The sequence below is a fragment of the Polaromonas sp. YR568 genome, assembly GCF_943369415.1.
Lineage (GTDB): Bacteria > Pseudomonadota > Gammaproteobacteria > Burkholderiales > Burkholderiaceae_C > Polaromonas.
The window spans coordinates 106,900-120,024 of record NZ_CALRNF020000011.1 but is presented as its reverse complement, the minus strand read 5'-3'; the positions used below and the strand labels follow the sequence as shown (position 1 = coordinate 120,024).

Annotated in this window: 5 protein-coding genes and 1 pseudogene; 3 read left to right on the top strand and 3 right to left on the bottom strand. The window is 68.2% G+C overall.

The window, feature by feature from the left end; genetic code table 11:
• A pseudogene (locus tag ACLV74_RS09620) lies at positions 1–497 on the bottom strand (hypothetical protein); the annotation flags it as partial.
• A gap of 216 nt (positions 498–713) precedes the next feature.
• Between ACLV74_RS09620 and ACLV74_RS09615 the strand changes: the two are divergent.
• The 3 genes from ACLV74_RS09615 (at position 714) to ACLV74_RS09605 (ending at position 9,847) form a co-directional block, all read left to right on the top strand.
• A complete protein-coding gene (locus ACLV74_RS09615) occupies positions 714–941 on the top strand; it encodes a hypothetical protein (protein WP_411879167.1) in 228 nt (75 codons plus the stop codon).
• A 4-nt stretch (positions 942–945) separates the two neighbouring features.
• The gene (locus tag ACLV74_RS09610) at positions 946–9,081 is read left to right on the top strand and encodes a GH36-type glycosyl hydrolase domain-containing protein (protein WP_411879166.1); all 8,136 of its coding nucleotides are present in this window, start codon (positions 946–948) and stop codon (positions 9,079–9,081) included.
• 142 nt (positions 9,082–9,223) lie between these two features.
• Complete coding sequence (locus ACLV74_RS09605) at positions 9,224–9,847, top strand: hypothetical protein (protein ID WP_411879165.1); 624 nt, start codon at positions 9,224–9,226, stop codon at positions 9,845–9,847.
• A gap of 125 nt (positions 9,848–9,972) precedes the next feature.
• Here ACLV74_RS09605 and ACLV74_RS09600 read toward each other — a convergent pair whose 3' ends face one another.
• Together ACLV74_RS09600 and ACLV74_RS09595 are read right to left on the bottom strand one after the other, a co-directional pair.
• Positions 9,973–12,381 carry a hypothetical protein gene (locus ACLV74_RS09600; RefSeq protein ID WP_411879164.1) on the bottom strand — a complete coding sequence of 803 codons (2,409 nt, stop codon included), beginning with the start codon at positions 12,379–12,381 and terminating at the stop codon, positions 9,973–9,975.
• Positions 12,381–13,100, bottom strand: a complete 720-nt coding sequence (locus tag ACLV74_RS09595; protein ID WP_411879163.1) for a hypothetical protein — start codon at positions 13,098–13,100, stop codon at positions 12,381–12,383. The genes ACLV74_RS09600 and ACLV74_RS09595 overlap by 1 nt, the downstream gene beginning before the upstream one ends.
• Between the last annotated feature and the right edge of the window lie 25 nt (positions 13,101–13,125).

Genomic DNA, 13,125 nt, shown 5'->3' with positions numbered 1-13,125 from the left:
GGGTGGCGTTTGCGGTGTGGAAGAGCGGCAAACCGTTCGATGAAGCCCTGATTGCCCGCGCGATGGCTTGACGCGAACCATAGAACCTCAGACAACGCGATCCCTGATCCGCCTGAACCTGCGCTCCTCGGCGCATCCACAAGGGGTGGAAACGGGGAAAAGAAATACAAAACAGCCAAAGACAAAAACCGAATATCTGAAGAAACAAGGACTCGCCATGGCGAGTCCTTGTTGGTATTTGTATTGTTCTTTGTCTTCTGTCCCCGCTCCCGATTGCCCCTTGTGGATGCGCCGAGGAGCGCAGGGCCAGACGGATCAGGGCAAAAACTTGTTTGAGCGCAGCGAGTTGTTTTTGACCCCGTCTGGACCGAGCACCGCAGGTTGCCCGTAGCGAAGCGAAGGGACGCAGCAACCAGGGTCGCCTTTTTTTGCTTACTTTTTTTGGCGAAGCAAAAAAAGTGAGTCGCATGCCGGGCGACCCCGGCCAGCAGACCCATGCAGGGGGCGCAACCTGGCCGATGGCGATACCCTCGCAGGGGATTGCCCGCCGTAGGGGTATTCAAGAAGCGCATACTGTAGGCCTTGTCCTAGACAAACTCCAGCGTCTTCTGATGGTGCCTGACGGCACCGGTGCTTAGCATGGTGTAAGACAGGAGCGATGCTGCATTCCGCACGCATTGCCCAACCCCCAGCCTAGCCCGGAGCGCAGAATCATGACCACCCTGGAGATCATGGCCGATACACCGTCGGCCATTCGCAACGATTTTGTTTCCACCGACGCCGCCGACCTGGCGTCGCACATGAACCAGTGCGCGCATTCGCGCGGCCGCTTCTTTACGCTCCAGTCGAGCCTTCAGTCCGCGCATTCCGTGGTGTCACCGCGCATCGTGACGGTGGCGCTCATCGTGGCGATCTGCTTCGGCCTTCTCGCGCTAGCCTGAGCGCGTGACTACGCCGGTCATCGAGCGGCTGGACACCCTCAGCGCCTACGCCCGCCAACTGCTCGCCTCGCGCCGCGGCGACATCCAGCAACCCATACGCGCCGAACTGTTCGGTGCCCAGCGTTTTGAAGAGCACGGCCGCAGCCTGGCCGCCGCGCAAAGTGTGCTGCCTCCGGGCAGCGACGACACCGGCCCGCCGTTTTTCCCGCGCGTGCAGGAAAACATCGCCGCCATACGCCTGGCCTACGACTACATCGCGCTGACCTCGCGCAGCGGCCACTACGTCACGCCCGCGGCCGAATGGCTGCTGGACAACTTCCACCTGGTCGAGGCGCAGCTGCAGCAGATCCAGGACGGCGTGCCGCACCGCTACTACGCCGACCTGCCCAAGCTGGCCGACAAGCCGCTGCAGGGCCTGCCGCGCGTCTACGGCATCGCCTGGGCCTATGTGGCCCATACCGACAGCGTGCTGGACCCGGTGCTGTTCACCGCCTTTTTGCATGCGTACCAGGAGGTCAGCGAACTCAACCTCGGCGAACTCTGGGCCCTGCCCACCACCTTGCGCGTGGTGCTGCTGGAAAACCTGCGCCGCATGGCCGACCGCATCGCCTGGAACAAGGTCGCGCGCGAAATCGCCCACGCCGCCTGGGACAAGGCCGAGGCGCTGAGCCTGCGCGAACTCGACGAGCTGCTGGCCCTGATGCAGGTCCACGGCCTGGAGCGCAGCTACCTGACCCAGCTCTGGCAGCGCATGCCGGCCGGCGGCGCCGAGCCCGACGCGCCGCCCGCCCTTCCGCTGGTGCGCTGGACCGCGCAGCACTGTACCGACGCGCTGGGCATGATCGGTGAAGGCCAGACCGTGCAGGTGGCCGCCAACCTCACGGTCAGCAACATCATCACCACGCTCAGGCTGATAGGCCAGGTCGAATGGGTGGAGCTGATCGAACCGGTCAGCCACTCGCTGCAGGTGCTGCGCCGGCTGCCGAGTTTTTCGCGCGAAAGCGAACTCACGCGCCAGCAGATCACGCGCGCCATGGAAAGGCTGGCGCAGCAGGCCGGCAAGTCCGAACGCGCCGTCGCCGAAGCCGTGCTGGCCGCCGCGCGCCAGCCCAACAACTCCATGGTCGCGCGCACTGCCGGCTACTACCTGATAGGGCCGGGCCGGCCGGTGCTTGAAGCCGCGCTGCGTCCCTCCACGGGCCCGCACAAGCCCCTGCCGGCCTCCGAAACCCCGCGCTCCTGGCGCCTGCCGCTGTTCGCCGCGGCCTGGGCCGCCGGCACCGTGGCCGCACTGACCTGGGCCGCGCACCCGCTGGCCGACCTTTCCGCCGCCGCCTGGGTGGCGGTGCTGCTGATGGCCTGGCCGGCCTCCGAAGCCGTGGTGGCGCTGATGCACCGCCTGATCGCCGAGTCCACCCGCATACAGCCGCTGGCCCGCCTGGACTTCAGCGCCGGCATCCCGGCCGAACACCGCGTGCTGGTCGTCATTCCGTCCATGCTCACCTCGGCCGCCTCCAACGCCGAGCTGGCGCACCGCCTGCAGCTGCACTGGCTGGCCAGCCGTGAAACGCAGGCGCAATTCGGGCTGCTGACGGACTGGGCCGATGCCGGGACCGAAAGCACGCCCGGCGACCAGGCCTTGTTCGACGACGCGCTGGCCCGGCTGCGCGCGCTGAATGCCGCCTACCCCGCGCCGCACGGCCAGCCCGCGCGCTTTGTGCTGCTGCACCGCCCGCGCAGCTGGTCGGCCACCGAGCGCCGCTGGATAGGCTGGGAACGCAAGCGCGGCAAACTCGAAATGCTGCTGCGGCACCTGGCCGAACGCTCGGCCTCACCCTTCGCGCCGGCCGGCGACGCCATGCGGCTGGCCGACGGCACCCGCTATGTGCTCACGCTGGACAGCGACACCGGCCTGCCGGCCGGCTCGCTGCGCGAACTCGTGGCGATTGCCGCCCACCCCCTCAACACGCCGCAGATAGACCGCAAGACGCGGCGCGTGACCGCCGGCTACGGCATCCTGCAGCCGCGTGTGGCCACGCCCCTGCCCGCGCGCCACGAGCGTTCGCTCTTTCACACCCTGTTCGCCGGCCAGAGCGGCCTGGACCCTTACAGCAGCGGCAACTCCGACCTCTACCAGGACGTGTTCGGCATGGGCAACTTCACCGGCAAGGGCCTGCTGCATGTGGCGGCCGTGCACGCCGTGCTGGACCAGCGCCTGCCCGAGGGCGCCATCCTGAGCCACGACCTGCTCGAAGGCAGCATTGCGCGCTGCGGCTATGCCGGCGACGTGGTGCTGATGGAAGACCAGCCGCACCATGCCGGCGTGGCCGCCTCGCGCGTGCACCGCTGGACGCGCGGCGACTGGCAGCTGCTGCCGCTGATGCTGCGGCCCGCCACCTTCGGCATAGACGCCCTGGGCCTGTGGCGCATGGCCGACAACCTGCGCCGCTCGCTGGTGGCGCCGGCCTGCTTCGCGCTGCTGGCCTGGGTGGTCTTCACCGCCAGCCTGTCCATCAAGACGGCGATTGCCTTCACTTTCTTCGCCTTCCTGGCCGGCCCGCTGATGGGTGCGCTGGCCGGGCTGGTGCCCACGCGGCGCGGCATCGCCTGGCTGCATTTCTTCGACGTCGGCATGCGCGACGTGGGGCGCGCGCTGGCGCAGGCGCTGTGGCAGTTCAGCCAGCTGGCCGTGCAGGCCCTGATGCTGCTGGACGCGATCACGCGCGCGCTCTGGCGCATGGCCGCCAGCCGCCGGCGCCTGCTGCAGTGGACCACCGCCGCCCAGGCCCAGGCCTCGGCCCGCTACACGCTGGGCGCTTTTGTGCGCGGCCATGCGGGCGTGTCCGCGCTGTGCCTGGCGCTGGCCGTGGCCGCCTGCTGGAGCCCGCATCCGCTGATAGGCCCCGCGCTGTTCCTGCTGTGGGCGCTGGCGCCGCTGGCCGCCTGGTGGGGCAGCAAGCCCGGCGCGGTGGACCCGGCGACGACCGCGGACGCCGTGGACCGCGACTACCTGCTCAAGCTGGCGCGCCAGACCTGGCGCTTCTTTGAACGCGTGGTCGGCCCCGAAGACCACCACCTGCCGCCCGACAACCTGCAGATGGAGCCCGAACCCACGCTGGCCCACCGCACCTCGCCCACCAACATCGGCCTCTACCTGATGGCCGTCGCCTGCGCGCGCCAGTTCGGCTGGATTTCCACCGGCGAGATGGCCATGCGCCTGGCGGCCACGCTGGACACCGTCGAATCCCTGCCCAAGCACAACGGCCATTTACTCAACTGGTACGAAACGCGCACGCTGCAGGTGCTGCCGCCGGCCTATGTCTCCACGGTGGACAGCGGCAACCTCGCCGGCCACCTGCTGGCGGTCGCGCAATCCTGCAGGCTGCTGGCCGCGCGGCAAGGCACAACGGCGGCCGAATCCGCCCAGCTCATGCAACTCGGCGAGCGTTGCGAACGCCTGTGCATGGCCATGGACTTCAGCGGCCTGTACAGCACCAAGCGCCACCTGTTCCACATCGGCCTGCGCGTGCACGAGCAGGCGCTGGACGCGAGTTTTTACGACCTGATCGCCTCCGAGGCGCGCCTGACCAGCTTCCTGGCCATCGCCAAGGGCGACGTGCCGCGCCGCCACTGGCTGGCGCTGGGCCGCGCCTTCCTGACGGTGGGCGTCACGCCCGGCCTCAAATCCTGGTCGGGCTCGATGTTCGAATACCTGATGCCTTCGCTGGTCATGAGCGAGCCCGACGAGGGCCTGCTGCATGTCTCGGGCCTGGCCGCCGTGAAAGAGCAGCAGGCCTACGGCGACGCCCAGGGCCTGCCCTGGGGCGTGTCGGAGTCGGCCTATTTCGCGCAGGACCACACGCTGGCCTACCAGTACTCGCCCTTCGGCGTGCCGCGCCTGGCCCTGCGCCGCACGCCGCCCACCGACCGCGTGGTCGCGCCCTATGCCAGCATCATGGCCGCGCAATTCATGCCGCATGAGGCCGTCGCCAACCTGCGCCAGCTTGAACAATGGGGCGCGCGCGGCGAGTACGGTTTTGCCGACGCGCTGGACTTCACCGTCGCCCGCCAGCCCGGCGCGCAGGCGCTGAGCCTGGTCAACACCTTCATGGCGCACCACCAGGGCATGGCGCTGGTGGCGCTGTGCAACGTGCTGTGCAAGGAGGCGCCGCGCCGCTGGTTCGCCTCGGCGCCGCTGGTGCAGGCCTTCGATTCGCTGCTGCACGAAAAAACCCCGCGCCAGATCATCCAGAGCGCCGACCCGCGCGCGCTGCCCGAACCCGACGACGCCGCCGAAGCGCAGCTCTACCATTCGCGCGAACTCGACCCCGCCGCCGCCGGCTGGCAGCCCACGCAGTTGCTGTCCAACGGACGCTACAGCGTGGCCCTGCGCGCCAACGGCGCCGGTGTGAGCCGCTGGCGCATGGGCGACAGGACCTACAACATCACGCGCTGGCGCGACGACCTGCTGCGCGACGCCTGCGGCACCTTCATCTACCTGCGCCCCGCCGGCCAGGACCGCGTCTCATCGCTCACCCAGCATCCGGCGCCGCACCCCGACTGGCGCTACAAGGCCACCTTCCTGGCCGACCGCGTGCAGTTCGAGATGGCGTCAAGCACGCTGGAGGCCAGGACCACCGTGCTCGTCAGCCCCGAGGACGACACCGAGCTGCGCATCGTCACGCTGCGCAACGTGTCGGATGCCGAGATCACGATGGACGTGATTTCCTGCTTCGAAGCCGTGCTGACCGACCCGCGCGCCGACGAGGCCCACCCGGCGTTTTCCAACCTGTTCATGCAGACCGCGTGGCATGCCGAATGGCGCGCCCTGCTGCTGTCGCGCAGGGCCAGGCTGCAGGGCGACCCGGCCATGGCCGTGGCGCATTTCCTGGCCGACTCGGAGGCCAATGTGCGTGCCATCGATTTCATCGCCGACCGGCGTACCTTCCTGGGCCGCAACCGCGGGCCCGGCGAGCCGGCCCTGCTGGCCGAAGCGCGCGGCGAGGATGGCTCACCCATCAACGGACTGGACCCGGTAGCCGGCCTGCGCGTGCGCATACGCATTCCCGCCGGCGGGCTGGCGCGCCTGAGCTTTGCCACCGCCGCGGCGGCGGATGCCGGCGAGCTGGCCGCGCGCATCGACAAATACCTGCAGCCCATGCACGTGGAGCGCGCCACCCGCATGGCCGCCACGCTGGCCCAGGTGCGGCTGCGCGACCTGGGCGTGGACCCCGAGGAAAACGCCGCGCTGCAGGACATCAACACCGCGCTGATGTACAGCTGCGCCCGGCCCATGGCCGAGCGCGGCCTGATCGACCAGCGCCAGCTCTGGCGTTTCGGCCTGTCGGGCGACAAGCCCATCGTGCTGGTGCTGATCCATTCCAGCGCCGGCATGGGCCTGGTGCATGCGCTGCTGCGGGCCCAGCCCTGGTGGAGTTTTTGCGGCCTGGCCGCCGACGTGGTCATCCTCAACAGCGAAGCCAACTCCTATTTGATGCCGCTGCAGCGCGACATCCTGGCGCTGCGCGACCGCACGCTGCAGCAGGCCGAGAACAGCTTCCCGCGCAACGACGCCGGCGGCTTTTTCCTGCTGCGCGAGCAGGAGATCGTGCCCTCCGAAAAAGCCGCGCTGGCCGGCCTGGCGCGCCTCGTCCTGGTGGCCGACGGCCGGCCGCTGGAGCAGCAGGCCACCGCGCTGCAGGCGCTGGGCACTGCGGCGCCGCGCGTCAGCATCGACCACCAGCCGCAGGTAGTAAAGACCGCGCAGACACCGCAAAGCCGCTTTGACGCCGCCAGCGGTGAATTCCAGTTCGAGGTCGACGCCCTGCACCGGCCGCCGCGCCCCTGGGTCAACGTGATCGCCAACGCCGCCTTCGGCTTCCAGGTCTCCGAAGCCGGCGCCGGCTACACCTGGGCCGGCAACAGCCGGCTGCACCAGCTCACGCCGTGGTCCAATGACCCGGTCACCGACCCGCGCTTTGAACACTACCTGCTGCAGGACCTGGACACCCAAAAACTGCTGCCGCTGGACGCGTCCAACGCCGGCACCGGCGACGGCACACCCTGCCGCGTGCGCCACGGCCAGGGCTACAGCGTGTTTGAACGCCGGCACGGCACGCTCACGGCAGAAACCACCTGGTTCGCCGACCTCAAGGACTCCGTCAAGCTGGTGCAACTGAAGCTGCGCAACGAAGGCACGGCCCCGCGCCGCCTGCGCGCGCTGGCCATGGTCGAGTGGCAGATGGGCGCCGGGCGCCATGAACGCCGCACCGTGCACGCCTGGCGCGCCAAGGACAGCGCGCTCAACGCCGTATTCGCCCAGCAACGCGAAAGCCGCGCCGGTTTCGGCGGCAGCACCGCCTTTCTTGCGCTGACCGGCTTGCCGGGCACACCGCAATGGACCTGCGACCGCGGCGAGTTTTTCGATGCCGCCGGCCGCCTCGCGCCGCCCGCCTCGCTGGGCCAGAACGCCGCCAACGGCAGCGACCCCTGCGCCGCGCTGGCCGGCGACTTCAGCCTGGCGCCCGGCCAAAGCCTGACGCTGACCTTCATGCTGGGCCACGCCACCGATGCGGCCCAGGCCGCAGAGCTGGCGCGTGCCTGGCAAGGCCGCGACACGACCGCGGCGCTGCAACAGGTCAAGGGCTATTGGTCCGGCCTGCTCGGCAAGGTGCAGGTGCGCACACCCGACCCGCTGTTCGACGCGCTGGTGAATCGCTGGCTGCTGTACCAGACGCTGGCCTCCCGCCTGTGGTCCAAGGCCGGCTTCTACCAGGCCGGCGGCGCCTTCGGTTTCCGCGACCAGCTGCAGGACGCCATGGCCTTTGCCCTCATCGAACCCGAACGCCTGCGCCGGCAGATCTTGCTCAACGCCTCGCGCCAGTTCCCCGAAGGCGACGTGCAGCACTGGTGGCACGCGCCGGGCGGCGAAGGCGTGCGCACGCATTTTTCGGACGACCTGCTGTGGCTGCCCTACGCCTGCGCCTGGTACGTCGCGGTGACCGGCGACACCGCCATCCTCGACGAACAGGTCGCCTTCATCGACGGCCCCACGATTCCCGAAGGCGCGGAAGACGCCTACTACGCGCCGCAGACCAGCGCGCAAAGCGCCACGCTGTTCGAACACTGCGCGCGCACGCTGGAGCGCAGCCTGCCCACCGGCGCGCACGGCCTGCCGCTGATGGGCACCGGCGACTGGAACGACGGCATGAACCGCGTGGGCCATGAGGGCCGCGGCGAGTCGGTCTGGCTGGCCTGGTTTTTGTGCCGCGTGGTACAGGACTTCGAGCCGCTGGCCCGCGCGCGCGGCGACGGCCGCGTCGACGGTTGGCTGGCCGCGCGCCAGGGCTGGATCAGCGCCTTGCACAAGGACGGCTGGGACGGCGCCTGGTTCCGCCGCGCCTTCTTCGACAACGGCGCGCCGCTGGGTTCATCGAGCAATACCGAATGCCGCATCGACCTGATCGCCCAGGCCTGGGCCGTGCTGTCCGGCGCCTCCACCGGTGAATTCACGGTCCCCGCCATGCAGGCCATGAACGAGCAGCTGGTCGACCACGACGCGGGCCTCTTGCGCCTGCTCACGCCGCCGCTGCAGCACTCGGCCAACAACCCCGGCTACATCCAGGCCTACCCGCCCGGCGTGCGCGAAAACGGCGGCCAGTATTCACACGCCGCCGTCTGGGCCATGATGGCCCAGGCCGCCACCGGCGACGCCGAGGCCGCCTGGGAAAGCTTCCAGGCCCTGAGCCCCGCCCACCGCAGCGAACACCCGCTGCGCGGCCCGGCCTACGAACTGGAGCCCTATGTGATGGCCGGCGACATCTACGGCAGCGCCCCCTACGTGGGCCGCGGCGGCTGGAGCTGGTACACCGGCTCGGCCGCCTGGCTGCACCGCGCCGCGCTGGAAAACCTCCTGGGCTTGCGCATTCAGCAAGGCGAGCTGTCGCTGTCGCCCTGCGTGCCGGCGCACTGGCCGTCGTTCGAGATCACCCTCGACGTGCAAGGCCATGCGCTGACGATTCGCTGGCAACGTGATGACGCGGCAGCGGAAAGCGGATTCCAGGACGCTCAGGTGATCGCGCCCGGTCAGCCAGTGCGGCTGGCGGAATTGCCGGCGAATGCGCGCCTGCTGGTCCGTTAACCACGATCTCCTTCCTCTTCCCCTCTCCCCCTGGGAGAGGGCTGGGGTGAGGGCCTAGGGCCTTTGAGCGCCCACGCACATCACACGTCAACACGCTATTTCCGGTGCTTCGCCTGGAAAACCAACAAACAATGCCCGCGCGATGACATTCTTTGTGAACGCGCCGGATGGGATGGATTACGGTTCTGGATTTTCCAGCGCCATGTACAGAACCGACTACCAAAATCCTTTGCGCCGCATCATCCGCCTCCAGTCTGACCTCGAGAGAACCTGGCGGGTCACTGTCCGGCGCTTCGGGCGGATCGTTGAACGGACTTTCAGCGACGCGTCCTACGGCGGCAAACGCCAGTCACTTGCCGCCGCGAAGATCTACCGGGATGCCGTGGAGGTGTATATCGCCACGTTTGAGGCGGACCATCGCCTGTGGCGCAGCGCGCGAAAAAACAGGCGCAATACATCCGGAACGGTAGGCGTGGCGCGTTACGTGCACCCTCCCAAAAAACCCGGCGGCCAACCCTTTCCCTTCTGGCAGGCTTTCTGGGTGGACATGCACGGCAAACGCCAGAGCAAAAGCTTTCTGGTCGGCGCACATGGAGAGCACGGAGCCAGGCGCCTTGCCCTGCAAGCCCATGCCCGGGGCCTGGCCGACGTGCACGCCGAACTCCAGCGCGCGGCCCCGGTCGGGTATGCGGACATCAAGCCCTGCAAAGAACTTGAGTCCATCCTTTTCGCCGCCGCATTTGTCGCCGAATCACTGCGGCCTTGAGACCCGGCATCTGGAATCACCCGCAAGGAAAATGCCTGGCGCGCATCGCGCTAGCGCCTTTGCGCGCTCCTTGAGCTGTTGCCCGCATGAACGCGCTTCGGGAGCGCCGTGGTTTTCCATCGCCCCTATTTGTACCAATAGGGTGCCTTCTGCGCCCACTCGCTCTTTTTATACAGAAGGTGCAGCTTGGCATGCGCCGTGCGTGAGAGCGTCTCGTTGTCACGGCCCACGCAGCCACCGCGCGTGGATTGCACAGTGACGTAAAGCAACCACGGCAAGTCGGGATCCGCGGGCCGCAGCTCCAGTCGTTTGAGCACGTGGGCCCCCACAAAACTGGTGGCCGGTGGAATTTTTCGAAGGGTGGCCATCTCGGCCGCCACTTCCTGCGCGCTGTCGGCTTGCGGCTGGGGGCCGTTCGGCTCACGCAGCGACCGGGCTGCCGCGTTGCCCGAAGCCTGCGGGCCGATGCCGCACCAGGCGCTGGCCGTAACGTCGTCCCGGGGCTGCGCCGAATTGCTCCTTGCCACCATGGGCATCGCGGACACCAGCGGCGACAGCGAATCCGTGAGAGACGCCATCACCAGCAGGTGGCGCTTGTCCTGTGGATCGGCCTCAGCCACGTAGTTTTTTGCCAGGCTGCCCAGGCGCGGCAGCAAGGCCGCGCTGCGCTCGGCGGCCGTATTGGCCAATGCGGGTTTTCCCAGCAAGTCCGCGCGCCACCAGGCGGCCGTCGCCAGGCTGATACGCAAAGGCCGCGAAAGCGTGCCGAGCTCGCTGAGCTTGAGCAACTCCGCCGCGCTCAGGCGTTCATTGAGCCAGCGGTCGCCGTCCTCGTCGATCTGGGCGAATGGCTCCTCAGCCGCGGATGACGGACGCGTTTGCCCGGTGTCGGGGTTGCTTTGGCCTGTCACGCGGCGCTCCACAAACCGGGCGGCATCTTCCAGCCCTGTCGCCATGGCGAAGCGCTCGCGGCGCAGCAGATTGACGGCGCTGGTGCTTTGCGGCGCCTTGGCCAGCAGGCTCTCCGCACGGCTGCGCGCCGGATCGGTTTGGCCGGCCGTTCGCTGCAGGCGAACCAGATGGTATTGCACCGTCAGGTACTCGGGCGCCGTCTGCGCAACACGTTCGGCTGCCTGCACGAGTTCGGGCGTGGGTTCGGCGGCGGTGGCCAGCGCGGCGACCAGCCACGCCGCGGCCTCGCCGCGCGCCGCCTTTCCCGCGGCCTCCCAGCGCGCCACCGCGTGCCCGTTCTCGACCTGGCAATTGACGGTGTCGCTGCGGACCAGCGTACCTTCACAACCCTGCAAGGTGCGCATCCAGTCAAACCACACATGCTTTGCCCGCATCGCTTCGATGGGCGGGGCGACGCCGTCCAGCAGGTCATTGGCCAGCCGCCGCCAATCCGCCAATGCGTCGTTGGCGTGCGGATCGGCCTGCACATCGTCAAGCTGGTCGCTGAGCTGGTCAAATCGCTGCACCGGCGTCAGCAGGAAGGCGGCGCGGCGCAGCGTGGCACGGACGGGCTCATGCACGGGCCGCAGCGCCGGCTTTGCCAGTATGCGGTTGCCGCGCGCGGTGAGCACGGCCAGTTGCACCTGCTGCCAGGCGTCCCGGTGGCTCTTGAAGACTTCATGGGCGATCTTCTTCTGCTCCGGCGTGCCCTGCCCGTCCAGCAGTTTGCGCAGCGCGGCGTCCCAGACCGTGTCGAGCGTCAAGCGGCGCAGGCTGGTGCGCAAGGCCAGGTATTCGCCCCAAGCCTGCATGGGATGGCCGGTTTGTGCGCCTATCTTCGTGAACAGCGCTTCCGCCTCTTCAAGGCGCCCGCCGTAGAAGTGGGCGGACGCGATCTGGTACTCGCGCCATTGACGCCACACGGGCGCTTCACTATCGGGCAGGGAGGCCGGAATCTCGGGCGGCGGAACAGGCGCTTTGGCGAACTTCGGCGCGGCGCCCGGCACATAGTCGCAAAACTCGAACACCGCGTCCTGCGCGGCGACCCAGGCCTGCAGCCGGGCCGGCGTGGCATCGCCGCGCGATTGCAGGGCCTTCAAGGTAGAGGCCGCGGCGGCCCACGCCGGATCAGGGCAGTTGCGGTAGCTGGTCCATGGGCTGCTGTATTCGGTACGCCAGATCGCGGGCGCCACGCGCGGCGGTGCGCCGGCAAGGGCAAGGCGCGCCGCCAGCCACTGGTTGGGGCCCGATGCCGGACTGGTGAGGCTCAGGTATTCTTCGGAGCTGTTGTCGCAGCAGGCTTTGTCCAGCGGGCCCATGGCAGAGGTGTCGGGCGAGGAAGCAGGCGTGGCGACCACCGGCGTGCCGCGGACAATGGCACGCCAGGCGGGATACAGAAACACGCGGGGATAGCTTGTGAGCACCACCCCCAGTGAACCCGCCTCATAGCGCTCCAGCCGGACGTCAGGTTGCGCGCGCGAAACAAAATAGTCGATTGGGTTTTCGGCGCCGCTGGCATGCGCGGCTGGCAGCATAAAACCCGACACGGCAATTGCCGCCAGGCCGCGTGCAACCGGTCTCATCAAGGTAGTTCCATGGGCCATAAATCGGTGTCTTTCCATCCTTTGTAATCAAACCAGTAGCGCCGGGCATAGCGCTGCGAGATGTCGTTCAGCTGCGGCTCCTGCCGCGCCAATCCTACCGCCGGCCCCCGGCAGCGCGGGTGGAGTTTCCCGGGCTGCTCACGCACCAAGGTGCGCAAACGCTGCGCATCGGGACCCATGCGAAACATCATGGGCACAACTTCATCGGCGGCGAGGGTGTCCAGCCAGGCACCGCCCTGGCACCACCAGGCCAGCGCCGTGACGCTCAAACGCATTTTTGCGGGCAAGGCCCGACGGATGTCGCGAACCAGCTGCAAATAGGCTTCGCGCCCGCGCGGCCTGGCTTCGTAGTCCAACTGCACCCAACCCGAAGTGGACATTTGCGCCGCCGACACCACTGCATCCCGGATCGCATCGTTGAAGGCAGCCGGCTGCACGGGAGTCTCCAGCAGGTTGAACTCCACGTGCACAACGGGCGTCACCCGCGTGGAAAGCGCCAGCACGGGGACCTGCAAACGCGGCCTTTCGCGCAAAGAGCTTCCGCGCAATTCGATGTTGTGCACCAACACGGCCAGCTCGGCAGACTGGAACCGGCTGGGCCAGGTCCTGTCCCACAGCCAGGGGATGTCGGTTCCTGTCGCGGAAAACGCGTTTGCGGACAAGCCGAATATAAAAATCCACACCCACCGGCTCATCATGAAAACCTTATTGGGTAAAACGGAT